At 42.7% G+C, this 23,320-nt stretch carries 22 protein-coding genes; 5 read left to right on the plus strand and 17 right to left on the minus strand.

Going from position 1 to position 23,320, the window contains the following annotated elements:
- Nucleotides 1-67: 67 nt before the first annotated feature.
- The 11 genes from AALA56_RS01125 to AALA56_RS01175 form a co-directional block, all read right to left on the minus strand.
- Nucleotides 68-3,178: an SNF2-related protein gene (locus AALA56_RS01125; protein ID WP_369908371.1), complete on the minus strand. Its 3,111-nt coding sequence runs from the start codon at nt 3,176-3,178 to the stop codon at nt 68-70.
- Between the two features lie 182 nt (nt 3,179-3,360).
- Nucleotides 3,361-3,660, minus strand: coding sequence for a GNAT family N-acetyltransferase (locus tag AALA56_RS01130; RefSeq protein WP_369908372.1), 300 nt, complete (start codon nt 3,658-3,660; stop codon nt 3,361-3,363).
- A gap of 15 nt (nt 3,661-3,675) precedes the next feature.
- Entirely contained in the window at nt 3,676-3,807 is a 132-nt protein-coding gene (locus AALA56_RS01135) for a hypothetical protein (RefSeq protein ID WP_369908373.1), read from the minus strand.
- Nucleotides 3,808-3,809: 2 nt separating this feature from the next.
- Nucleotides 3,810-5,120 (minus strand): ribosome biogenesis GTPase Der, encoded by a 1,311-nt coding sequence (gene der / locus AALA56_RS01140; protein WP_369908374.1) that lies wholly within the window; start codon nt 5,118-5,120, stop codon nt 3,810-3,812.
- A gap of 28 nt (nt 5,121-5,148) precedes the next feature.
- Entirely contained in the window at nt 5,149-6,054 is a 906-nt protein-coding gene (dnaI, locus tag AALA56_RS01145) for a primosomal protein DnaI (RefSeq protein WP_369908375.1), read from the minus strand.
- Complete coding sequence (locus tag AALA56_RS01150; RefSeq protein ID WP_369908376.1) at nt 6,055-7,230, minus strand: DnaD domain protein; 1,176 nt, start codon at nt 7,228-7,230, stop codon at nt 6,055-6,057.
- Complete coding sequence (gene nrdR / locus AALA56_RS01155) at nt 7,217-7,714, minus strand: transcriptional regulator NrdR (protein ID WP_115270770.1); 498 nt, start codon at nt 7,712-7,714, stop codon at nt 7,217-7,219. Before nrdR ends, AALA56_RS01150 begins: the two co-directional genes overlap by 14 nt.
- A gap of 136 nt (nt 7,715-7,850) precedes the next feature.
- On the minus strand, nt 7,851-8,540 hold the full coding sequence (locus tag AALA56_RS01160) for a response regulator transcription factor (protein ID WP_369908377.1): 690 nt from the start codon (nt 8,538-8,540) through the stop codon (nt 7,851-7,853).
- Between the two features lie 80 nt (nt 8,541-8,620).
- Nucleotides 8,621-9,154 (minus strand): YceD family protein, encoded by a 534-nt coding sequence (locus tag AALA56_RS01165; protein ID WP_369908378.1) that lies wholly within the window; start codon nt 9,152-9,154, stop codon nt 8,621-8,623.
- Nucleotides 9,155-9,360: 206 nt separating this feature from the next.
- Nucleotides 9,361-10,254 carry a zinc metalloprotease HtpX gene (htpX, locus tag AALA56_RS01170; RefSeq protein WP_369908379.1) on the minus strand — a complete coding sequence of 298 codons (894 nt, stop codon included), beginning with the start codon at nt 10,252-10,254 and terminating at the stop codon, nt 9,361-9,363.
- A 31-nt stretch (nt 10,255-10,285) separates the two neighbouring features.
- On the minus strand, nt 10,286-10,837 hold the full coding sequence (locus AALA56_RS01175) for a LemA family protein (protein ID WP_115270780.1): 552 nt from the start codon (nt 10,835-10,837) through the stop codon (nt 10,286-10,288).
- A gap of 135 nt (nt 10,838-10,972) precedes the next feature.
- Here AALA56_RS01175 and rsmG point away from each other — a divergent pair, with 135 nt between their 5' ends.
- The 5 genes from rsmG (at nt 10,973) to AALA56_RS01200 (ending at nt 16,680) form a co-directional block, all read left to right on the plus strand.
- Nucleotides 10,973-11,686, plus strand: coding sequence for a 16S rRNA (guanine(527)-N(7))-methyltransferase RsmG (rsmG, locus tag AALA56_RS01180; protein WP_369908380.1), 714 nt, complete (start codon nt 10,973-10,975; stop codon nt 11,684-11,686).
- A gap of 10 nt (nt 11,687-11,696) precedes the next feature.
- A complete protein-coding gene (locus AALA56_RS01185; RefSeq protein WP_369908381.1) occupies nt 11,697-13,076 on the plus strand; it encodes a TrkH family potassium uptake protein in 1,380 nt (459 codons plus the stop codon).
- A gap of 16 nt (nt 13,077-13,092) precedes the next feature.
- Nucleotides 13,093-13,764 (plus strand): NAD-binding protein, encoded by a 672-nt coding sequence (locus AALA56_RS01190; protein ID WP_369908382.1) that lies wholly within the window; start codon nt 13,093-13,095, stop codon nt 13,762-13,764.
- A gap of 229 nt (nt 13,765-13,993) precedes the next feature.
- Nucleotides 13,994-15,760 carry an accessory Sec-dependent serine-rich glycoprotein adhesin gene (locus AALA56_RS01195; RefSeq protein ID WP_369908383.1) on the plus strand — a complete coding sequence of 589 codons (1,767 nt, stop codon included), beginning with the start codon at nt 13,994-13,996 and terminating at the stop codon, nt 15,758-15,760.
- Nucleotides 15,761-15,954: 194 nt separating this feature from the next.
- Entirely contained in the window at nt 15,955-16,680 is a 726-nt protein-coding gene (locus AALA56_RS01200) for an LPXTG cell wall anchor domain-containing protein (RefSeq protein WP_369908384.1), read from the plus strand.
- 158 nt (nt 16,681-16,838) lie between these two features.
- Here the strand turns inward: AALA56_RS01200 and sstT are convergent, their stop codons facing one another.
- From sstT to AALA56_RS01230, 6 genes are all read right to left on the minus strand, one after another.
- Nucleotides 16,839-18,086, minus strand: a complete 1,248-nt coding sequence (gene sstT, locus AALA56_RS01205) for a serine/threonine transporter SstT (protein ID WP_369908385.1) — start codon at nt 18,084-18,086, stop codon at nt 16,839-16,841.
- A gap of 132 nt (nt 18,087-18,218) precedes the next feature.
- Entirely contained in the window at nt 18,219-18,911 is a 693-nt protein-coding gene (locus AALA56_RS01210; protein WP_369908386.1) for a methionine ABC transporter permease, read from the minus strand.
- On the minus strand, nt 18,908-19,978 hold the full coding sequence (locus AALA56_RS01215; RefSeq protein WP_115270810.1) for a methionine ABC transporter ATP-binding protein: 1,071 nt from the start codon (nt 19,976-19,978) through the stop codon (nt 18,908-18,910). Before AALA56_RS01215 ends, AALA56_RS01210 begins: the two co-directional genes overlap by 4 nt.
- The gene (locus tag AALA56_RS01220; RefSeq protein ID WP_369908387.1) at nt 19,971-21,347 is read right to left on the minus strand and encodes a M20/M25/M40 family metallo-hydrolase; all 1,377 of its coding nucleotides are present in this window, start codon (nt 21,345-21,347) and stop codon (nt 19,971-19,973) included. The genes AALA56_RS01215 and AALA56_RS01220 overlap by 8 nt, the downstream gene beginning before the upstream one ends.
- 79 nt (nt 21,348-21,426) lie before the next feature.
- Nucleotides 21,427-22,263, minus strand: coding sequence for a MetQ/NlpA family ABC transporter substrate-binding protein (locus AALA56_RS01225; RefSeq protein ID WP_369908388.1), 837 nt, complete (start codon nt 22,261-22,263; stop codon nt 21,427-21,429).
- Nucleotides 22,264-22,425: 162 nt separating this feature from the next.
- Entirely contained in the window at nt 22,426-23,271 is an 846-nt protein-coding gene (locus AALA56_RS01230; RefSeq protein WP_369908389.1) for an amino acid ABC transporter substrate-binding protein, read from the minus strand.
- Nucleotides 23,272-23,320: the final 49 nt, after the last annotated feature.

Here is a 23,320-nt window from a genome sequence, read left to right on the forward strand (position 1 = left end):
CACCTCTAAGTGACAACATTCCCATTATAAACTAAAATCTATCATTTTTCAAAGTTTAATAGCAGATTTAAGTGACTGGTTCATCCACACCGAGTATTTCACGGATTTCCTCAGCAGATAGAGAGCTTCTGCTTTCATTGCCATCAAGGACTGTGGTGACTAGATTTTTCTTGCTTTCTTGCAACTCAAGAATTTTTTCCTCGATGGTGCCTCGTGTGATTAAGCGGTAGACTTCCACGGTGCTTTTTTGCCCGATACGATGGGCACGGCTAATGGCTTGCATTTCAACTGCTGGATTCCACCAAAGGTCAATCAAGATAACTGTGTCTGCGCCTGTGAGATTGAGCCCAACACCTCCTGCTCTTAGTGAAATGAGAAAGACGTCCTTTGCTCCTTTGTTAAAGGCTTTGGTCATCTCTTGGCGGTCAACAGATGAGGTTGACCCTGTGAGTTTGTAGCTGGTCATCTCAAGGGCTTTAAGTTCTCTTTCAGCAATGTCCAGCATGCCTTTAAATTGTGAGAAGATGAGCGCACGGTGTCCATTTTCCTTTAGCTGGGCAAGTAGCATGCGAAGACTCTCCACTTTACCGCTCTCCCCATCATAATCCTCCATAAAAAGACTTGGGGAGTCGCAGATTTGACGTAAGCGAGTGATACCTGATAGAATCTCGATTTTCTGACGGCTGATACTCTTATCACTAGCACCAGCGATACTTTGCTGCATTTGACGCAATTGCGCTAAATACATGGCTTTTTGTTTGTCTGCCAGTTCATTGGTATAGGTCATCTCAAGCAACTCTGGCAATTCTGGCAGTACATCCTCTTTACGACGGCGTAGGATAAAAGGCTTGATGTAGCGGGCAACCTGCGGAGAGCTTAACTTGAGAAACTCACGTTTGCTCGGCAAAAGTCCTGGCATGACAATAGAAAAAATAGACCAGATTTCTAATAATTTATTTTCTATCGGTGTTCCAGAAAGGGCAAAGCAGTGTTTGACCTCAAACTGATGTAGGCGTTTTGAAATCTTGGTCTGGGCATTTTTCATGACCTGCGCCTCGTCTAAAATCAAATAATCATAGGCAAAACCTTGAGATTGATAAGTCTCAAAGTCCTGACGAAAAGCAGCATAGCTTGAGATAATGACTTGGGGATTTTCAGATATGATACTGTCTCGTGCTGGCTTTAAGCCGTAAGAAACAGCCACATCTAACTGCGGAGCAAATTTCTTGAACTCATCCTGCCAGTTAAAAATCAAACTAGACGGCGCTAAGATAAGGACACGTGACTGCTTGGTCAAGCGTGAGCTCAAAAAAGCAATGGTCTGCAAGGTCTTACCAAGCCCCATATCGTCTGCCAAAATACCACCAAAGCCATAGTCTGCAAGCATGGACAGCCAGCGTACTCCTAACTGCTGATAGTCTCTAAGCGTCGCCTGCACACTAATATCTGGCAGGGCGTACTCCTCTGGGTATCTAAGGTCATGTACGAGCTGCTCAAAGTTCTTAGAAAATACCACCTGACTCTCAGAAGACAGCAGGTGAGACAGCCTGTAAGCTTCTGCTTGGTGCACCTTCAAGTGCCCATCAGAAAGCGTGCTGGTTTGTAAACTCTGCAAGACTTTACTGACCTTTTGCGTGTCCTCATCAAAAACCAATAGCTTCCCTTTTTTATTGACGAAGTAAGATTGATTATCAAGAAGGGCGTCAAGGGCTTTGTCGATATCCTTTTCATCAAGACTTGAAAAGTCAAAGGAAATATCTAGAAAACCACCTTGAAAATCAAGGGCAATTCTAGGTTGCTCTTGAATACGTTGACTAGCTAGGAAAGGTGACAAATGCACAACGCCACGTTTTTCAAATTCTAGCAACCACTCCACAAAAAAGTAATAGACGTCTTCTGCATTTTCTAAGACGAGGCTGGTTTTAAAGCGTTTACCAAAGCCTTTACTGACCAAAAAGCGGAAAAGACGCTCTTGGTGGCGATAATGACTGGTAAAGGGCAACTCCTGCAAATCCTTTTGATTGTCCACCAAAAGACCGTCCCCATAGTCAAAAACGAGCTGCAAACTAATCCTGTCATCCTCTGGCATGTCCAAGTAAAAGTGCGTCGTAAAGTCCTTAACCTGATAGTTTTTAGGGGCATGCACCACTCCTAAAAGCTGAAAATCAAGTAAACTCATGGCAAGAGAAGGCTGGTCATCATGCGTGAAGAAAAGATGACGCTTATCATCCGTCTCAATCGGCAAACTGTGAATGGCTTGCAAGATTCTAAGCTGCTTAGGGTCGAGCAGGTAAAAGGTATTGTCACGACGTAAAATACGACTGCCATAGAGCGTGTCAAAATCATGCTCAGCGATGGTCAAAATAACACTATGACGCTCTACAACCACTGTAAAAACAAAAAGATTGTCCTTGCCTTCCAGTCGCTTGGTCACAAGTTTTGCGTAGGACTTATTGTCCGCTTCAAAGTTAAAGTCATAAAGAGCTTGTAAATAAGCAACGCCCTCAGTGAAAAAGCCACTGCTAAAAAAGAGATAACGTCCGTTGTGACGTAGACAGTTCTCAGCCCCAAACTGGTCAGAATCTGGCAACAATTTTGCTAAAAAGCAGAGTAACTCCTGACTCTTCTCATCAAACTGCCCATAAGAGAGCGACTCAAAATAGTGCTTACCAATCTGATAGAAACCTTCTTTTTGAACCGTCGCTAAAAAAGCTCTGATGTCTCTGATGACATAGCTCTTACTGTCTGGCAGGCGGTTTAGCTTGAGTGTCCACCAAACCTCGTTGCCATTGGCGTTTATCTCGCCATAAGCACAAAGACGGTAGCGTGTCGTATCATCATCACTACCTAGTAAACTATCTAAAAAGAGGTTGCTAAAAGAAGCTTCCTTTGGAAGTTTAACTTCTTCTTTTGGAACTTCCAAGCTCTCAACAAGCGCTTGCCCAGTTGGAGCGTTCTTGAGATAATACTCTAAGGCTGCTAAATGCTCACAGTAGCCCTTACTCGAAAAAAGCGGGCACGTACAGTCTACAACATCACCATTTAAAGTGTATTGGAGTTTTTCATTTTGAATATTGGCGATAATTGTCCCATTTTGCTCTGAAACGGATGCGATCGAACCATCGTCGTAAAGAGCAATTCCTTGATTGCGGACACGCCCTGGAATCATTCTACTCATACTCTCATACCACCATTTCCTTATCACTCTATTATAACAAATATATGTGAAAAATGTCTTTAATTTGGCTTAAAAGTAAAAATTGTTTTGCTTATTAAATGGAAATGAGACGTTTTTTGACGTTGTGTAAAGAAAAAACCAGCTAACGCTGGTTTTTCAGTTTATTTTTGAATACCAGAGGACTAGTCCTCAAACGTATAGACCATTATCTGCTCACCTTTGGTATCTAGCTGACCATTAAACTGAAAGCCTAGGTCTTGATAGAGATGAATGGCTGAGTAATTGTCCGAAAAAACGCTGAGATAGATAGGTTTGTGTGAATAGCGCTCAGCTAGTAGCTCTAAGAGCTGCTCTAAAAGCTTGCAACCGTAGCCCTTACCTTGACAAAAGCGGTCAATCACAATGGTATCAATCCACAGTTCACTATCCACAGCAAAATATCCATACATGGTAAAGCCGACAAGCTCCTCTCCATGATACACCGCACAAGGCTGCCACTATAGGTATTTTTCTGCCTCTTCTAAGCTCTCTTCTATTGACTCCGTGTAGCCTTTTTGAAAGGAATGGAGACGCAAAGAAAGAACAGCTGCTCTGTTTTCCTTTGTGACCTTTTCAAAGCGAACCGACATGGCTATTTTCTCTTTCGTGCAATCAAGTGAATCGGTGTGCCTTCAAAGCCAAAAGCAGCACGGATTTGATTTTCCAAAAAGCGTAGGTAAGAAAAGTGCATGAGCTCTTCTTCATTGACAAAAATGACAAAGGTCGGTGGTTTGACGGCAACTTGTGTGCCGTAGAAAATCTTCAAGCGTTTGCCCTTGTCCGTTGGCGTTGGGTTGGTTGCGATAGCGTCCATGATAACATCGTTCAAAACAGCTGATGGAATACGTTTGTTTTGACTCTCACTGATTGCCTTGATCATATCTGGCAGTTTATTGAGGCGTTGTTTAGTCAGTGCTGATACAAAGATAATCGGAGCGTAGCTGATGTATTGGAAGTTATCACGGATATCATCTTCCCATTCTTTGACGGTGCGATTGTCCTTTGTGATGGTGTCCCATTTATTAACAACGATGATAATGCCTTTTCCAGCTTCGTGGGCAAAACCAGCGATACGCTTATCATACTCACGAATGCCTTCCTCAGCGTTAATCACCATAAGGACAATGTCACTGCGGTCAATAGCTCGCATAGAGCGCATGACAGAGTATTTTTCCGTGTTTTCATAGACCTTGCCAGACTTACGCATACCAGCGGTATCAATCATCAAGAACTCTTGACCAGAGCTGTCTGTGAAATGCGTATCAATCGCATCACGAGTCGTTCCAGCGATAGGGCTAGCAATCACACGCTCCTCACCAAGGATAGCGTTGATAAGGCTTGATTTTCCGACATTTGGGCGACCGATGAGACTGAACTTGATGATGTCTAGATTTTCTTCGACCGCTTCGATAGGGAGATTTTCCACGATAGCGTCTAGCACATCACCGGTTCCGATACCGTGAACAGATGACACTGGATATGGGTCACCAAGTCCGAGTGAGTAAAAATCATAAATATCGCTTCTCATCTCTGGATTGTCCACTTTATTGACCACCAAAATGACGGGTTTGTTGGTGCGGTAGAGGATTTTTGAGACGTACTCATCAGCGTCTGTGACACCTTCTTTTCCAGACACGACAAAAACGATAACATCCGCTTCTGTCATGGCAATATCAGCTTGATGTTTGATTTGCTCCATAAAAGGCGCATCTACATCATCAATACCACCCGTATCGATGAGCGAAAAAGAGCGATTGAGCCACTCACCAGTCGCATAAATGCGGTCACGAGTCACCCCTTCGACATCCTCGACAATCGAAATGCGCTCTCCTGCAATACGATTAAACAATGTTGACTTCCCGACATTGGGACGACCAACAATGGCAACTGTTGGTAATGCCATAAAAACCTTCTTTCTTTTATAATTTATTCTATTCTTCCATAGCGTCGTGGCGGCGGTTGCCACCTTCTAAGTGAAATTCATTAGCCAGATAGCGTAAACGCTCTAAGACACGTCTTGCCTGCCAGGTCTCATCATTGCCCTTGATATTTGCCCACTTGGCTTCCAAATCCGAAAAAGAATAGTTGGAAGTGAAAAAGGTCGGCAAATTCTCCGTCATGCGGTACTGTAAGATGACCTGCAAGACCTCGTCACGCACCCAAGACGTCGCCTGCTCTGCACCAATGTCATCTAAAATCAACATCGGCGCTAACTTAATAGCGTCCACCATTTCCTTTACCGTGCCAGTTGAGATGGCATTTTTGACATCAAGGACATAGCTTGGAAAATGCACCATGGTCGTAGCAACCCCTAAAACAGACATCTCATGCGCTAGTGCCGCCATAAAGTAGGACTTGCCAATGCCCATATCACCGTAGAGGTAGAGCCCTTTTTGACCCTCTTTTGGGTACTGCTCGACAAAATCCACCAAGATATTGAGAACAGCTAACTTAGACGCTGTCGGGTCAATATCTCTAAACGTGATGTTTTTATACGACTTTGGAAGGTTGACAAGATTGATATTCTTAGTAATAGCTTGCGCTTTTTGCGCTTCAATGAGCTCTTTTGTCTCTTGATAAGTGACATCAGCGTAGCCCTCATTCATCACCAGTATAGGACGATAGCCCTTAGCGTGATAAGTCGCATCGTTTGTCTCATATTTCCTGCGCTCCAGCAAAAATTGGTTAAATTTTGACAAGCTAATGTCGATTTCGTGCTGGGTCAGTTGGTGGCTTGTGATGAACTCTGCCACCTGCGGGTCTGACAAAATCGCCTGCACCCAGTCAGTATCAACCTGACGATTAAGCTCCCCCATAGACTCTCCTACAGACTTCATCTACTCACCAGCCTTTCTCAGTTTCTCGAGCAAGCCTTGCTTTTGACTATCAAGCTTAGCCTGCATTTCAGGTGTTGTATTGTCTTTAAAATCAGGATTGCTCCAAGACGGAACATTGGTTTTGGTTTTTGTTTTTGCTTGTTTAGAGGGTGATTTTTTGCGCTCTGTGAAACTGCGCATCTTTAGCACCGCTTCTTCTGCACTCGTGATTTTCTGATAAGAAAAATCATTTGCCACCTTCATGAGATAAGGTTTGTTGAGATTAGCGGATTTGGTTTTATTGAGCGTGTAGAGGACCATGATATTGATGACCTCGTCTAAAAAGCTCATGGCAGCTAGGTCTTTAAGCAGCTGTTTCTCGCTAGAGGTCACAACCGCACGTCTCGTTTGCTTGATTTTTTCTAAAAATGGCAGAGCAGCACTGGATTTTGCTTCACGGATGAGCGCTTGCTCACTCTCTGTAAAGCTTGTTGTCGTTGTTTGCTGCGTCTCATTTTGATGGCCTTTGACCATTCTTTTAGGTGCAATCTCACCATCGATAGCTGTTCTTTTAGCAAGCTGGTAAGTGTCAAACCAGTTGAGATGGTAGCGCTCAGCTATCGAGTACAAAGTCACCACATCCGCCTGTTCATCCTTAAAGAACAAACCGTCACGCTGCATAAGGCGCTTGAAACTCTCCAAATCAAACTGCACAGTGGAAGACGTCACCGTTTTAGCAGACGCACTTTTTTCCACATGCCCAAAAACATCTGAAAAACGTTTGGACTGATTGGTCACATCCTGAGGCAAAACATACTCCAACTCCTTGACAGCTACCTCACCTATCCTAGCTTCTAAAAGCTTACGATAAACAGCATGCGCTAGAAAATGCTCTCTATCAAGGGGTGAGTTGAGCTTGACCAGATAAACACCCTCCACAGTCTGGTAGAGCGCAACCAAGCCCATAGCTGTCAAAAAATCAAGAGCTTCATTTAAGCGAGGAGCCCCAAACTGCAAATGGTTCAAAATATCTGTGACCTTATGGTCATAGTTTCCATTGTCAAAGAAACTTTGAAAATAAAGATAGAGCGCCTGTGCGTCATTGCCGATAATCGGCTGATAGAGCTGTGTGAGATTGTCTAGGTCTCTACTCGTTTGATTATTTTTGACGTAACGAAAGGTGTCAATCGGCATCATCTTTGACTTCCGCCTTCTTTTTCTTTCCACGCACACGCTTAGTGATTTGCTGCAGTAAATCCTCAATCTCATCTACATCCTTAAAGGACTTGTAGACACTAGCAAAGCGCACATAGGTAATCTCATCAAGCTCTGCCAACTCATCCATGACAAGATTTCCAATCACGGTACTTGGCACCTCATTTTCATAGTCTGCTCTGACTTGCTGCTCAATACGGCTAATCACAGACTCGATATCATCGCTAGAGACAGGACGTTTTTGGGCTGACTGCACAATCCCATTCAAAATTTTCTCACGTGAAAACTGCTCACGTGTGCCGTCTTTTTTGACAACAAGTAAGGGCAACAACTCCACACGCTCAAAGGTCGTAAAGCGATAATGGCAGTTCTCACACTCCCTACGACGCCTAATAGTTGCCCCTTCTTCTGCTTGACGGCTATCAATAACACTCGATTTATTAAAATGACACTTCGGACAACGCATATAAGACCTCCATTAGATACTAGCTAGCAAATTAGCCGACACAAACCATTTTACCATAGTAGTGTATTATACCATGTTTTCGTCTAAAATACCAGAAAACAAAGCAGGCTGACTGCTTGCCAACCTGCTTTTATCACTAATTATCACGAATGATGTAGCCAACCCCACGAACCGTTTGGATAAAGGAATCTTTACCTGGAATATCGATTTTTCCACGCAGATAACGCACGTAAACATCAACGACGTTGGTTTTGGCTTCTAAGTCATACTGCCAAACATTTTCAAGCAGACTCTCACGACTCATGGCTTGTCCCATATTTTGCATCAAGATACTCAGCAAGTCAAACTCACGCTTGGTCAGAGCGATTTCCTTATCGCCACGCTTGACAGAGCGGTTTTGTTTGTTTAATGCCAAATCGTGCGCTGCCACTTTAGGCTCAACAGGACTATCATGACCAGTCTTGCTTTGACGGCGGAAAATAGCGTGAATATGTGCCATCAACTCCTCAATGGCAAACGGCTTTGTGATGTAAGCATCTGCACCATCCTCAAGCACAGAGATAACATCCATCGCCGAGTCACGTGACATGAGCATGATGATATAGCCAGATTGCTTTTCTTGCAGACGATGTACTAGCGTCTCCTCACCGTCCGTTGACAATCCAGCATCCAGCAAAATCAGGTCATAGTCTTTTTCTAATGCACGCTTCAAGCCAGACTGCGCACTGTGCGCTGTCTCAGCGATATGACCTTCATTCATCAACTCCAAAGATAAAAGGCGTGCCAAACTTTTTTCTGGCTCAATAATAAGTACCTTTTTTTTCATGTGGTAAAACACCCCCAACCCACTAAATTATTTTCTCACTAACCCTTTAACATTAAAACTGCTCCCAAACAGTTACTGAACTAATCCTCAAAAAGACCATCTAAAGCTGAAAACGGATTAGCTTCTTTTTGTTTTTCAGCTTGTAGTGAAGCGTATTGCTCCTCAGTCATAACTGTCCAATCCTTGCCAGACGGCAAGCCTTCTCCAGCTATCTCCTCCTCAGTCAATACACTTAATGGAATCGAAAGTAAAATATTATCAGCAACACTCTCTTTCAAATCAATACTATCGCCATCAAGGACTAAAGCTAAATTTTGCTCGATAAGGTCTTTTTTAGAGACAAGATGACTCGTCTCAACAAACACCTCATCAACCACCTCTTTTTCTGCAAGAGTAACGGGCTGCATCGAGCGACTTGAAGGTAGGGTAATACGATAAGTCAACTGATAATGTAATAAGTAAAGTCCGTCATCATAAGAAGCAAGACCTACCGCATGAATATCATCTACTGAAATAATATCTGCATTGCGTTTTTTTAATACATCATTTAAATCTAAGGTTACATCAAACGCTAAACCTTCGGCTTGCTTACGAATCTCTGCTAGTGTGAGCATCATTTCTCCTCATCTTGTTTTAGAAGTCTGTAATCTCCCATACAATTATAACATATTAAATTAAAAAAGAATAATAATTTGTTTGTTTTATTAATCTAATTATTTTGAAGTCAAATCATTCATTTAGCGAAAAGAGTTTGAGATACTTTTTCTCAAACTCCACTAAGTGTTATATGTGCCCAAAAAGCCTATAGCAACTTAGAAAACTACATGTGCTTTAGACGCTCGATCCGATCAGCAATCGGAGGGTGCGTGTAAAAAAGTGATTTCATTCCCTCTTTTTTCTTGGGATCATTGATGAACAAGGCAGCGCTTGCAGAATCAACAGGTTGTTGCATGGGCTGCGACTGTTCTAATTTTTCTAACGCTCTAATCATCCCTTGAGGATTTCTAGTGAGCTCTACTGAGCTAGCATCTGCTAGGTACTCCCTTTGGCGTGAAATCGCTAGTTGAACAAGCGTTGCAGCCAGTGGCGCTAAGATAAGAGCCAAAATTGAAAAGATAAGAATGAAAATATTTGCTCCGCCTTCTTCACGGTCGTCATTACGACGTCTACCGCCACCATACCACATCATACGGCTACCAAGACTAGATAACAGCGTAATAGCACTGGCTAGAGCCACAGCAATGGTTGAGATACGAATGTCATAGTTGCGAATATGGCTAATCTCATGCCCGATAACCCCTTCAAGTTCTTCACGATTCATAATCGCTAAAAGCCCACTCGTTGCAGCAACCGCAGCGTTTTGTGGACTTGAACCTGTCGCAAAGGCATTTAAAGACGGGTCATCAATGATAAAGACACGTGGCATAGGAATCTGTGCTACCATCGCCATGTCCTCAACGATATGATACAGGTCTGGTGCTTCCTCTTCGGTCACCTCACGTGCATTGTTCATAGACATGACGATATTGGTGGATTGAAAAATCATGGAAACTGCATAGATAAAGCCAATAACAAGAGCAATCAGCACGCCACCTGTGACATTGCCTAGCCAGAGATAGCCAACTGCAGCCCCAATCAAGCCTAGTAGTAAAAAGAAGAAAAAGAGCAAGACAACAGTTCGCCTTTTGTTTTGAGCGATTTGGTTGTAAAGCATGATTGTCCTTTCTAATCCTTAAATGGCGTCCTTAAAAATCAAACGATACTTTAGGAACTTCTTTTTCTTCTTCTGGAATTTCCAAGAACTGACTAGCTTTAAAGCCAAAGAGACTACCTACGATGTTAGATGGAAATGTTTCCAGTTTGACATTGTAGTTCGCTGTAGTGGTGTTGTAGAGTTGACGGGAGTAAGAGATTTTATTTTCGGTGTTTGTCAACTCTTCTTGCAATTTAACAAAGCTAGCGTTAGCTTTTAAGTCAGGGTAGTTTTCAGCGACTGCAAAGAGACCTGTCACCTGACGGCTAAGCTCATTACTTGCTGCCATAGCGTCCACAGGATTTTGCGCTTTAGCCACTTGTGCACGCAACTCTGAAATTTTCTCTAGTGTTTTTCCTTCGTAAGCTGAGTAACCTTTAACGGTCTCAATCAAGTTTGGAATAAGATCATTACGACGTTTGAGTTGCACATCAATCTGACTCCATGCTTCTTGTGTGTGCATACGACTTCTAACAAGACCATTGTAGCTGATGATCAGCCAAAGGACAATAATCACAATAATAGCCAAAATAATCCAGATCATTGTAGAACCTCCATTTATCTGTTTTATTATATTATAACAATTTTTTAGATAAACTCAAGATAAAGACATTGTTTCTGATATATTTTTTACCAGCATTTTGGTAAAATAAAAGCCTATAGACCTAAAGGAGGACACATGACACCTGAAGAATTTTACCAACAGTTAGAGCAACAAAATATCCACCTGACGCAAGAGCAAAAAGAGCAGTTTGAGCGCTATTTTGAGCTGCTTGTGGAGTGGAACCAAAAGATAAATCTCACAGCCATCACAGAGAAAAATGACGTTTATCTCAAGCACTTCTACGACTCTATTAGCCCTATTTTATTTGGAGATATTAAGAATGAAAACATCAGATTGCTTGATATTGGAGCGGGTGCTGGCTTTCCTAGCCTACCTATGAAAATCATCTTTCCTAAACTTGACGTGACCATCATCGACTCGCTCAATAAGCGTATCACTTTTTTAAAGCATTTGGCAGAGGAGTTAGAGCTTGACGGTGTGCATTTTTACCACGGACGGGCTGAGGATTTTGGACATGACAAGGCTTTTCGTGGGCAATTTGACATTGTCACCGCACGTGCTGTCGCTAGAATGCAGGTGTTGTCAGAACTGACGATTCCTTTTCTAAAACTCAATGGACGCCTCATCGCTCTCAAGGCTTCGGCAGCAGGTAGTGAACTAAGTGAGGCTAAAACTGCTTTGACCCTGCTTTTTTCTAGCGTCATCAGCAGTCGTGACTACCAACTACCAAACGGAGATAAGCGCAATCTGACAATCGTCGAAAAGAAAAAAGAAACGCCAAATAAATACCCTAGACGAGCTGGGCTTCCTGCTAAGAAGCCACTGTAGTGAGGTTTTTATGTTTTCGATTTTTAATATCCATCGCATGTCTATCACCAAGCAGTTGAGCTTTAGTTTTTTGGTGGTTATCTTTATCGGTAGTCTCTTGCTATCGCTGCCTATTGCGCACTACCACAACGCCCCTGCGACAACTTATCTCGACCATCTCTTTACCGCTGTTTCTATGGTCTGTGTGACAGGGCTTTCTGTTTTTCCTGTTGCAGAGGTCTACAATGGCTTTGGTCAAGTAATCTCCATGTTTTTGATGCAGATTGGCGGTCTTGGTCTTGTGACTTTGATTTCCATTTCGTATTTTGTCTTAAATCGCAAAATGTCTTTGCGGGACCAAAATCTACTGCAGAGTGCTATCACCTACGACAGCGCCAATAACTTAAAAAGCTATCTCTTTACCATTTATAGAGTCACTTTGATTATCGAGAGTATCTGTGCTCTTCTTTTGATGATTGACTTTATCCCACGCTATGGGCTGTCTCACGGTATCTTTAATAGCCTGTTTCTCGCTATCTCCGCCTTTTGTAATGCTGGTTTTGACAATCTCGGAGGAAGCAGTCTCCAACATTTTCAAACCAACACTCTAGTCAATCTGGTTATTGCCTTTCTCATCATTTCTGGTGGGCTTGGCTTTATGGTTTGGCGGGACCTCTACCATGCAGCAAAGCACTTTTTTAAAAGCAAACCTAGACGATTGCGAGCTTTTACAAAGCAGCTCAACAATCACACCCTGCTCGTACTAGAGACAACAGCTGTGCTTCACATCCTAGGAACGGTTCTCTCATGGCTCCTAGAAGCCTCCAATCCTAAAACCATCGGACAGCTTTCCTTTGCTAAGCAAGGGCTTGTCAGCTTTTTCCAGACGGTCACTATGAGAACGGCTGGTTTTTCCACAATCAACTACGCTCAAGCGGAAAACTCGACCAATCTCGTTTATATCATCCAGATGATGATTGGGGGAAGCCCAGGCGGGACAGCTGGGGGAATGAAAGTGACCGTTGTCGCTGTTCTGTTTCTCCTCTTAAAATCTGAAGTCAGAGGGCAAACACAGGTGACCTATCGTTTTCGGACAGTATCTCGAAAGATTATCCGACAAACTTTGGTTGTTCTGATTTTCTTCTTTAGCGTCCTTTTGACAGCTTATCTCTTACTACTAGAGTTTGAACCACATTTGAGTCCGTTTGCTCTCTTTTTTGAAGCCACTAGTGCTCTTGCGACCGTTGGGGTATCTATGGACATCACGACTAAGTTATCCACAATTGGACGCATTATCATTATGGTTTTGATGTTTATCGGACGGGTCGGACCAATCACTGTCATCATGGCGCTTCTCCAAAATCGAAGAAAAAAAGTAACCTACGCAAAAACGGATATTATCCTTGGCTAGATATAGAAAGGCAATTATGAAACCAAAAATTTTTGGCGTTTTAGGCTTGGGAATTTTCGGACAAACCGTTGCCCAAGACCTCAGCAAGTTTGACCAAGACGTTATTGCTTGTGACACCCATTCTGAAAAAGTCCAAGCAGTCGCTGACTATGTGACAAAGGGAGCGATTGGCGATATTACTGACCTTGATTTTCTCAAGCGGGTCGGTATTGCGGATTGTGATTGTGTGGTCATTGCTACTGGAAATAGCTTAGAGAGCTCGGTTTTAGCGATTATGCACTGTAAAAAGCTAGGCGTGCCTAAGATTATCGCTAAAGCTCGCAACACCCTTTTTCAAGAGGTTCTCTATGAGATTGGAGCAGACACGGTCATCTCACCTGAGCGTGAGTCGGGGAGCTACCTCGCTTCTCAGCTTTTACGCCACCGTATCACTGATGTGTTTGAGATTGAGTCCGATGTCAAGGTCATTGAGTTTGCCGTCCCTAAAACTTGGGCAGGCAAAACCGTCGTTGAGCTTGATGTCCGCAAGCAGTATAACCTCAACCTTATCGGTATCAGACGCTCTAAAACCAACAAACTAGAGACCAACATCGCCCTTCAAGAACCCCTCAGAGAAGGCGAAATCATCGTCGCTATCGCTAACAACGACACTTTTGAAAAGTTTGATTATCTGGGGTATTTTGATTAAAAATAGATAACACCTTAGTTTCATAAACAACTAAGGTCTTTTTGTGTCATAGATTTAACTTTATTGTACTTTTAATTGCTTTTTGTCTTGTTTCTAAACTAAATTATTATTTTAATACAACTTATTGACATTTTTTTGGGGGTGAGATAATATAGTTTGGGGTATTAAACCTTTTTTTAGAAAGATTTAATATACCTTATCCCAATAAATTGGAGGAAAATAGGAAGATATGAAGGATAAAAAAGTTGGCAACAACTTTGAAGAGACCTCCCGCAAGTCTCGTGTCAAAATGCACAAGTCCGGTAAACACTGGGTGCGTGTCATCATGTCACAGATTGGTTTGATGCGTCTCTTTAAAGGTGCCAAAATAGACGACTTAACTATTAGTCAAGTCGAAGAAACACTTGATGATGTTTCTCTGTCACGTCACATTTTAAAAGGTGCTGCAGCCCTCGGCATTATCGCAGCAGGTAGCGTTGCCAGTCAGACGGTTTTGGCTGATGAGTCACCAGCAGTAGAGACTGAGGTTTCTACAGATACACTAGTAGGGACTGATGTCGTTACTATGCCATCAAGTAGCACAGCTATAGATAACACAGTGCAGCAAGGAGGTAAGGAAAGCCCAACAACAGTTGATGAGTCTTCGTTATCACTTTCAACATCAGAGTCACTAAGTAGCTCTATTTCTTTATCGGAGTCACAGTCACTCAGTGAATCTCTTAGCGAATCTGCATTTGAGTCTGTCTCTGAATCGATGAGTGACTCTAGCAGCGCCTCTTCATCTGAATCACAGAGGCAGGCAGAAATTGTCTCAGAGTCTATAACTAGCTCAGAACACCAATCACTCAGTACATCTGAAACCACTTCTTCAGAGAACAACGTAAGTAGTGAGACAACTTCAAAAGTAGCTACAGGTAGCTTACGTGTAGCCAAAGATGCCCTAACACAAGCTATCGCAGCAAGTGATACAGCTGATACATCACAATTAACAGAAACAGAACGCCAAGTTTACACCGACAAAGTTGTTGAGGCAAAAGCTGTGCTTGAAGAAACAGAAAATCTGTTAGCCTCTGCTTCTGCAACGCAACTTCAAATAGATGCTCTTACGCAAAGAGCTAATAGGCTGGCTAAAAGCCTCCAAGCTACTACTGCCAAAGAAAGCAATGTCACTGTTAGAACACGACGTGCAACAACAGGGACAGATGTAACAGTACAGTTGAATATCACATCTGCTTCTTTGGTTAATGGTTCTAGCCGTACCCTAGGGGATACAATTGTCAACACGGGAAGCGGAGAATCCTTTGTTTACAATCTTACCTTTACCATCCCTAGCGTCAACGAAGGGGACCACTTCACCATTCAATTGTCTGATACTCTTGATGCAACTGGAACTTCGGTATTATCCGATGTCGTTACCATCAAGTCAGGTGATACCGTTTATGCAACTGGTGTCTACGATGATGCTACCAAGACAATTACCTATACATTTACAGCAGAGGCAGCAGCAAAGTCAAACTTAGAGGCTTCTGTTTCAATGCCGCTTTTTGTTGATGATATTACTGTTCCAAATACAACTTCAAGTGCAACATTTACAGTAACGGTAAATGGCAACACACAATCATTGACAGAAGGTGTGAATTACGATGCTGTTCACCACTCCCTAAATGCTTACAATATTAGTAGCCGTATTGTAGAAACTAACAATAAAGACAATAGTCTTAAGTTTGTTGCTGGTATCAATACAGATGGCTCAAGCATTTATAATAGTCAAGGGTTAGTTTCTCGTGTGGTTACAAGCTCTGGAACAGTGGATTGGGATAATGCTACACTGAAAATCTATCAGACATCACCATCATCTGTTTACGACAGTCTTCACAATGACACCTCAAAATTAACAGATGTCACAGATGAATTTAGCATTACTCGTGTCAACGGTACCGACCGTTACAACGTAGCAATGGATGGTTATCTCATTAACTGGGAACCACGTTTATAAGTAGTAGCACTACTTATGTTATTGTTGTTGCGACACCCGAAGCTACTCTAGATTCCGTAACAATCACAGCTTCCTTAACGAACCCATACTACACTCAAGGGGTAGCTCAAGGTGCTTACCATGTCGAAGAAAACGGTTCATCTAGTGCGTCAGGCGATGAAAAAACATCCTTGTCTAATTCACAATCCGCTTCTATGTCGGAGTCTACTTCTGAATCGGTTCGAAATTCTGTATCGGAATCAGCTTCGGAATCGATTCGTCAATCTATCTCAGAGTCAATCAGTGAATCTGTTTCAGAATCTATCTCCGAGTCAGTAAGTGAATCCGTTTCAGAATCCATCTCAGAGTCCATGAGCGAATCCGTGTCTGAGTCTATCTCAGAATCAGTAAGCGAATCCGTGTCTGGGTCTATTTCCGAGTCCTTGAGCGAGTTTGTGTCAGAGTCAATTTCAGACTCTGTGAGCGAATCTGTTTCAGAATTTATCTCAGAGTCAATCAGTGAATCCGTGTCTGAGTCTATCTCCGAGTCAGTAAGCGAGTCGGTGTCCGAATCCATTTCAGAATCAGTTAGCGAATCTGTATTCGAGTCTATCTCAGAATCCGTAAGCGAATCAGTGTCGGAATCTATCTCTGAGTCAGTCAGCGAGTCAGTTTCTGAATCTATCTCTGAGTCAGTCAGCGAGTCGGTTTCTGAATCCATTTTTGAATCAGTAAGCGAGTCTGTATCAGAGTCCATCTCCGAGTCATCTTCTAACAACCACAGCACAAGCGAAGCGCCACGTCAAAAACCAGCAAATGCTAAATTACCAAGCACAGGTGACGAAACTTCTAGTGCAGCGCTTCTAGGAAGTGGCGCCCTCTTTGGAGCCTTCCTCCTTGGTAAGAAGAAAAAGAAAAAAGCAGATGATAAAACAAAGTAGTTGATTGCAGTTGGTAAACAAGCTCTTCTCCTAATACCTACCGCCAACACGTGTAATAAATCATATAATAAACTACTTTTCTTCAGTCACTTAAAATAGACTAGCAGGATTGCTAGTCTATTTTCATATCTTAAATTCAGAGCAGTCTGTCTCTCTAGTTAGTCGGCCTGTGTCTGAACTTGTGCTTGTGTTTGTCTTTTTTTCTTGCCCCATACTGACTTCTCAGCAATGGCTGTAAAGAGGACGTCTGTTGATGAGTTGAGGGCTGTCTCGCAAGAATCCTGCACTACACCTACGATAAAGCCAACACCCACGACCTGCATGGCAATGTCATTAGAAATGCCAAACAAGCTACAAGCCACAGGAATCAACAGTAGGGAACCACCTGCAACACCTGAAGCCCCGCAAGCTGAGATAGCCGCAACGATACTCAATAACAGCGCCGTTGGAAAATCAACTGAAATCCCTAACGTATTGACCGCAGCAAGTGTTAACACGTTAATGGTCACCGCAGCCCCCGCCATATTGATGGTGGCACCTAGTGGAATGGATACTGAGTAAGTGTCCTTATCCAATCCCAAGTCCTCGCAGAGTTTCATATTGACAGGGATATTGGCTGCTGAACTTCTGGTGAAAAAGGCAGTCACGCCCGATTCTTTCAAGCAACGAAAGACAAGTGGATAAGGATTTTCCCTAGTCATGATAAAGGCGATGAGCGGATTCACCACAAGCGCTACAAAGAGCATAGTGCCTACCAAGGTCACGATAAGGAGACCATACTTGGCTAAAATGCCAATCCCATTATCAGAAATGGTCGTAAAGACAAGCCCCATGATACCAAACGGTGCAAGGTTGATAATCCAGCGCACAACCTTTGACGTGACTTCTGCCATGGTCTGCATCAAGTCCTTGGTGTGCTGACTAGCAGTTCGCATCGCTAAGCCAAAGACAACTGCCCATGCTAGGACACTAATATAGTTAGCTGTCGCTAAAGCGTTGATGGGGTTGTCCACCACCTTGAGCAGCAAATCATGAAAAACCTCACCGACTCCTTGTGGTGCGGATAGATTAGACTTGGTTGACTTGGTCAAAACAAGCGTTAACGGGAAGATATAATTGACCAAAACAGCCACTAAAGCCGCTGCAAATGTCCCAAAGATGTAGAGAAAAACGACAGTGGTCATATTGGTCTTTTGACCCGACTGGTGCTGCGAGAGAGCACTGGCAACCAAGGTAAAGACTAGAAGCGGTGCAACCGCCTTGAGTCCACCGACAAACAAATCCCCCAAGATACCAATAGCGCTAACCTTTGGTAGTAATAATCCCAACAAAAGCCCCACAATAACGCCTATTGTGATACGCTTGATGAGGCTCGTTTTGTTCCATGTTCGAATAATGCGTTTCATAGTGTCTCCTTACTATTTCAATGTTTTTATGATAGCACATCCAAGAAAAGTCGTCAATCTTATCAAAATTTTCTCATTATTCTTTCTCTTAGTATTTTTTAAAAAGACAAGGCGCTAACCTTGTCTTTTACTTTATTTATGACTCAATTTACGGGTGAGAAAATCTCCCACAAACTGGATAAGGAAAATCAAAATCATAATTAAGAGCGTCGCTACTAGTGTGATGTCTTCACGAGAATAGTTGTAACCTTTTGCGATCGCTACAGAACCGAGACCACCACCGCCGATAGCACCAGCCATAGCTGTTTCTCCTACCAGTGAAATCAAGGTCACTGTTGACACACGGATAAGCTCTGGAAGTCCCTCTCTCAAATAGACGAGGATAATATCCCAAAGGGTCGCACCAGAAGCCTGCGCCGCCTCGATGACCCCACTATCAAGCTCTGAGAGAACCACCTGAACCTGACGAGCAAAGAACGGAAATACCGCCAGTGACAAAGGCACAAGAGCCGCATCAGACCCTAGCGTCGTTCCCACAATAGCTCGTGTCACAGGTGAGATAAAAGCTAAGAGGATAATGAAAGGAAATGCCCTAAAAACAGAGACAACCTTGTCTAAGATATTAAACACCAAGCGGTTTTCAATGGCACCACGAGGTCCCATCAAAACAAGAAATAGTCCACCGACTAAGCCCATAAAACCACCGATGATAAATGACCAGAAAGTCATGTAAAGCGTCTGTGTGATAGCTGTCTGCCAGCCATAAGGGCCACTCCAGCCCATCTGATACACATAAGGTAAATGTGTTTGAATCCATTCCATCATGCCTTTTGCCCCTCTTTCAATACTGTAATCTGTACATCCATCTCTTCAATGGCAGCACAAGCCGCTTCGACCTTATCCTTTTCACCAGATAAAACTACAATCATCTCACCGACAGGCACATTATCTAAAATCTCGATGTTTCCATAGAGGATATTTGTCTCCACGTTGAAACGTTTGTAGATACCATTTAACAGTGGCTCATCTGTGCTGTTTCCAGCATACTTGAGCAGTACTAAGCGGCTATTTGCTGATAGGTCTTTGATGATCGATTGTTGTTTAATCTTAGCTAGCGCTTCATCGATACCTGTCGCTGTTTTGATAAAGTCTTGCGTCAGCTCTTCTTTAGGATTTGTAAAGATATCTAGGACGCTGCCTTCTTCGATGAGATGACCATTTTGCATGACCGCTACACGATTTGCGATGTCTTTGACGATTTGCATTTCATGCGTGATAAGAACAATGGTCAAGCCCAACTTTTCATTAAGCTCTTTGAGTAGTGCTAGGATTTGCTTGGTTGTCTTAGGGTCAAGCGCAGAGGTAGACTCATCAGAGATGAGGATTTTTGGGTCATTGGCTAGCGCACGTGCAATAGCGACACGCTGCTTTTGCCCACCAGAGAGCTGTGATGGGTAGTTCTGCGCACGGTCAGATAAACCAACCAAGTCCAAAAGACGAGCGACTTTTTCTTTCTTTTCAGCTTTTGACAAGCCTGAGTGCTTGAGCGCAAAGGCAACATTTTGCTCTGCAGTCATCTGACTCATCAAATTAAAGTGCTGGAAAATCATCCCGATATCACGGCGTTGCTGACGCAACTGACTTCCGCTCAGCTTGACTTTATTGTCATAGATGACTTGCTTGTCAATGGTAATAGTCCCACGGCTTGGTTCTTGCAATAAATTGACCACACGCACAAGCGTTGACTTCCCTGCTCCAGAATAGCCAACAATCCCGTAAATATCGCCTTTATTGATCTGCAAACTCACATCCTTAACCGCTTCAATCGTGCGTTTTTTCTGATGAAAAGTCACATCAATATGACTCAAATCAATCATTACTTCATTACTCATAAGATTTTATCAAAGCCTCCACTAATTCAATATGTGTATAATAATCTGCGATGCTGACATTTTCATCTCCACCGTGATCACGACTATTGACATTACCAATGCCAAAGGCTACCATCGGAGCGCCCAGCGCCTCATAAACCGTGTGCATAGGACCCGTTCCAGCCGATGTCGGAAGTACGGAAACACCTTTTTCGTAAAACTGCTCTGCCAGTTGGATGACCTTTAGCACTGACGGCGCTGACATGTCACTGCGATAGCTCATCTCACCAAGCGTGAACTCCAACTGAACAGCAGAAAAGCCTTCTTTGTCTAAATGCGCTCGAATGGCTTCTAATACTCCTTCTGGTGTTAAGCCAGGAACTAGACGAACCTCTGCTTTACAAGAAGCATGCGCAGGCAGAATGGTCTTAACACCATCTCCTTGGTAGCCAGTGGTGATACCCTCAATCGTCAGAGACGGTTCAAAGAAGAAATAGCGTAGCAACTCTTCTGTATCCGTTTTTAGCATGGGCAATTGCAAGCCATATATTTCTGTCAATGAAGAAGCAGAGCGATTGGCGTAGCGCTTGACCAGATCCAACTCACGCTCATTTGGCGGAATGACCTGATCATAAATACCATCCACTAAGATCTTGCCCTTATCATCTCGTAAACTAGCTAAGGCTCTCACCAAATACCATGCCGCCGAGTCAATGACACCGCCAAAAGAAGAGTGAATATCCACATCAGCCGAGTCTACATGGAGGTTAAAGGTGACAATCCCTTTGTTTCCTCCTAAAATCTCAAGCTGATCTTCTTTATTTTTCGAGCCGTCCTCCCAGACCAGCAAGTCAGCTCCTTGCAGGCGTTTTTTGTACTTGGCGAGATAGTCCTCAAGATTCATCGAAGCGGACTCTTCAGCCCCCTCCATGATAAAGGTGATATTCACAGGCAAATCATCGTCATGTGCACGCATGTACTTTCTCACTGCAGTCAAACGAGCTGTGATATTTCCCTTGTCGTCATTAACACCACGTCCATACATCATACCATAATGTACAGACAAGGTAAATGGATCATCCGTCCAAGGCTGGTCATTGTCAGCTGGCACAGTGTCATAGTGATTGTAAAAAATGATGGTCTTAGCGTCTTTTTTTGACGATTTGAACTCAGCGATGACAAATGGCGCTGTATAGCTATCATCTACGATAACATGAGCGCCCGCAGCTGTAAAAACTTCACCGAGATAAGTCGCTACTTCTTTCAGACCTACATTTTGCGCAAAGATAGATTTTTTGGAAATGAGTGTCCTCAGCACTTCAAAATAGTGCTGACTAATCTCATCCTGTTGAAATTTAGCAAGTTGTTCTTTTTCAGTGGAAAATGACATGCTTTTCTCCTCAATCGTTTAAAGAAGTTGAAACCAAAGTCCCAACTTCTTCTAGTTTATACACTATAGATACTTACCATTACCATTGTGGAATATCTGATGAGGTATCTTTGATAACTTTCTTCACTTCGTCCGTATGGTAAGCGTCGATGATGGCTTGGATAGCAGCAGCATTCTTTTGTTTCTTCCAGTTTTTACGTGCTGCAATAACGTTGACCCATTGTTTAGAGTTTTTGTCTGATTTTTCAACATAGATGGCATCATCTGTTGTCAAGTTTGCTTGTTCGATGTAAGTGTTGTTGATAACAGCAGCATCAACGTCTTTTAGCGAACGAGCTGTTTGGCTGGCATCCAGTTCTTGGATGTTTAGGTTCTTAGGATTTTTAGTGATATTAGCCACTGTAGCAATCTCAGTTCCTGAGACATTTAGCTTAATCAAGCCTGCTGATTGCAAGAGATAAAGCGCACGACTTTCGTTGGTCGCATCGTTTGGAATGGCGATTGTTCCGTTTTTAGGAATGCTTTTCACTTTTTTCACTTTATCAGAGTACAAACGAATAGGAGCAAGATAAGTATCTGCAATAGCTACAAGATTTTGTTTGTTTTCTTTGTTCCAGTTTTCAAGGAAGTTGTAGTGCTGGAAGGCATTGATGTCAATCTCTTTGTTTACTACTGCTTCATTGGGTTGTGTATAGTCTGTAAACTCTGTAAATTCAATATTGGCTTTATCGCCGACAAGTTCTTTGATTTTGTCCCAGCGTGCTTTTTCAGTGTCAGAGAAGGTCATAACCCCTACTTTAACTGTTTTGCTGCTTGATTTGCTTGCTGCTTCTGCATTTTGTGTTGTGTAAGTAGCTAATGACAATGCAGCTGCTGTTGCTAATGCAATTCCTGTAATGACTTTCTTAAACTTCATGGAGACTCCTCTTTCTCTCTTTTTGATATGCATTTATTATCGCATAGATTATTTCATCTTTCAAATTGTTATTTTGATGGGTTAGTTATAGCTAAAAACTATAACTAACCCGCTAAACCTTATAAAAAACACCTCAAAATTACTTTTGAGATGTTTTGTAGATTAGCTTGCTGAAGGCACAGTCAATTCGTCCGCACTTGGAGCATAATCGCCACCAAGGTACTCTTTAGAAAGTTTAGCTAGTGTGCCGTCTTTTTGAAGTTCTTTCAAGCGTTTATTGACAAAGGTTTGAAGGTCTTTTTGGTCTTGACCAAAGATGAAGTAGATATATGGTTTTTCATCTGATGGCAATTCAATGGTTTTGAGATTAGTCAAGCCTTGCTCTTTGATGATAGAGTTTACAGATGGCGCATCAAAAATCTTGAAGTCGTATTTACCACTGTTTAGGTTTCCAAGAATTTGGCTGATGGTTTCTTCTGTGTAGTTGATTTTGACAGGGTCGCTGCTGTGATCTTTGTTAAAGTTCTCTAGCTGAGTCGCTGTTGATGTCCCTTGCACCACTTGTGTTGAGTGTCCTGCGATGTCATCATAGGACTTGATATTGCTGTTTTTTGGAACAACTAGAACTGCCGGAGTTGAGCCGATAGGTGTTGAGAAGAGGTACTTGCTTGCACGCTCTGTTGAAAAGCTGATGTTGTTGCCGCCCATTTGGTATTTACCGGCGTCGATACCGGTAAAGATAGAAGACCACTCTGTTTTCTTGAAGGTAACAGAATATTTATCAGAACCTTTAAAGACAGCTTTTGCCACTTCGACATCATAACCGGTCAATTTGCCATCTTTTTCGTATGAGAAGGGCTTTGTTGTCCCAACAGTCGCAAAGGTAATTTCTGTTTTACCACTTTTGCTGCTAGATGAGTTACTATCTGACTTTGAGCTGCAAGCCGCTAAAAGCGCTCCAGCAGCTAACGTCAAACCTGCAATACCCAATAATTTCTTCACTTTCATGATATTATCTCCTTTTTTCTGAAATCAATATGCTTATATGATAGCACGT

This window comes from Streptococcus hyointestinalis, assembly GCF_041225505.1.
Lineage (GTDB): Bacteria > Bacillota > Bacilli > Lactobacillales > Streptococcaceae > Streptococcus > Streptococcus hyointestinalis_B.

Bases quoted from the DNA above. Each gene is read 5' to 3' on its own strand.
- AALA56_RS01125 (WP_369908371.1), bottom strand. From the start codon at position 3,178: ATGAGTAGAATGATTCCAGGGCGTGTCCGCAATCAAGGAATTGCTCTT.
- AALA56_RS01135 (WP_369908373.1), bottom strand. From the start codon at position 3,807: ATGTCGGTTCGCTTTGAAAAGGTCACAAAGGAAAACAGAGCAGCTGTT.
- der (WP_369908374.1), bottom strand. From the start codon at position 5,120: ATGGCATTACCAACAGTTGCCATTGTTGGTCGTCCCAATGTCGGGAAG.
- dnaI (WP_369908375.1), bottom strand. From the start codon at position 6,054: ATGAAGTCTGTAGGAGAGTCTATGGGGGAGCTTAATCGTCAGGTTGAT.
- AALA56_RS01150 (WP_369908376.1), bottom strand. From the start codon at position 7,230: ATGATGCCGATTGACACCTTTCGTTACGTCAAAAATAATCAAACGAGT.
- nrdR (WP_115270770.1), bottom strand. From the start codon at position 7,714: ATGCGTTGTCCGAAGTGTCATTTTAATAAATCGAGTGTTATTGATAGC.
- AALA56_RS01160 (WP_369908377.1), bottom strand. From the start codon at position 8,540: ATGAAAAAAAAGGTACTTATTATTGAGCCAGAAAAAAGTTTGGCACGC.
- AALA56_RS01165 (WP_369908378.1), bottom strand. From the start codon at position 9,154: ATGCTCACACTAGCAGAGATTCGTAAGCAAGCCGAAGGTTTAGCGTTT.
- htpX (WP_369908379.1), bottom strand. From the start codon at position 10,254: ATGCTTTACAACCAAATCGCTCAAAACAAAAGGCGAACTGTTGTCTTG.
- AALA56_RS01175 (WP_115270780.1), bottom strand. From the start codon at position 10,837: ATGATCTGGATTATTTTGGCTATTATTGTGATTATTGTCCTTTGGCTG.
- rsmG (WP_369908380.1), top strand. From the start codon at position 10,973: ATGACACCTGAAGAATTTTACCAACAGTTAGAGCAACAAAATATCCAC.
- AALA56_RS01185 (WP_369908381.1), top strand. From the start codon at position 11,697: ATGTTTTCGATTTTTAATATCCATCGCATGTCTATCACCAAGCAGTTG.
- AALA56_RS01190 (WP_369908382.1), top strand. From the start codon at position 13,093: ATGAAACCAAAAATTTTTGGCGTTTTAGGCTTGGGAATTTTCGGACAA.
- AALA56_RS01195 (WP_369908383.1), top strand. From the start codon at position 13,994: ATGAAGGATAAAAAAGTTGGCAACAACTTTGAAGAGACCTCCCGCAAG.
- AALA56_RS01200 (WP_369908384.1), top strand. From the start codon at position 15,955: ATGTCGGAGTCTACTTCTGAATCGGTTCGAAATTCTGTATCGGAATCA.
- sstT (WP_369908385.1), bottom strand. From the start codon at position 18,086: ATGAAACGCATTATTCGAACATGGAACAAAACGAGCCTCATCAAGCGT.
- AALA56_RS01210 (WP_369908386.1), bottom strand. From the start codon at position 18,911: ATGATGGAATGGATTCAAACACATTTACCTTATGTGTATCAGATGGGC.
- AALA56_RS01215 (WP_115270810.1), bottom strand. From the start codon at position 19,978: ATGAGTAATGAAGTAATGATTGATTTGAGTCATATTGATGTGACTTTT.
- AALA56_RS01220 (WP_369908387.1), bottom strand. From the start codon at position 21,347: ATGTCATTTTCCACTGAAAAAGAACAACTTGCTAAATTTCAACAGGAT.
- AALA56_RS01225 (WP_369908388.1), bottom strand. From the start codon at position 22,263: ATGAAGTTTAAGAAAGTCATTACAGGAATTGCATTAGCAACAGCAGCT.
- AALA56_RS01230 (WP_369908389.1), bottom strand. From the start codon at position 23,271: ATGAAAGTGAAGAAATTATTGGGTATTGCAGGTTTGACGTTAGCTGCT.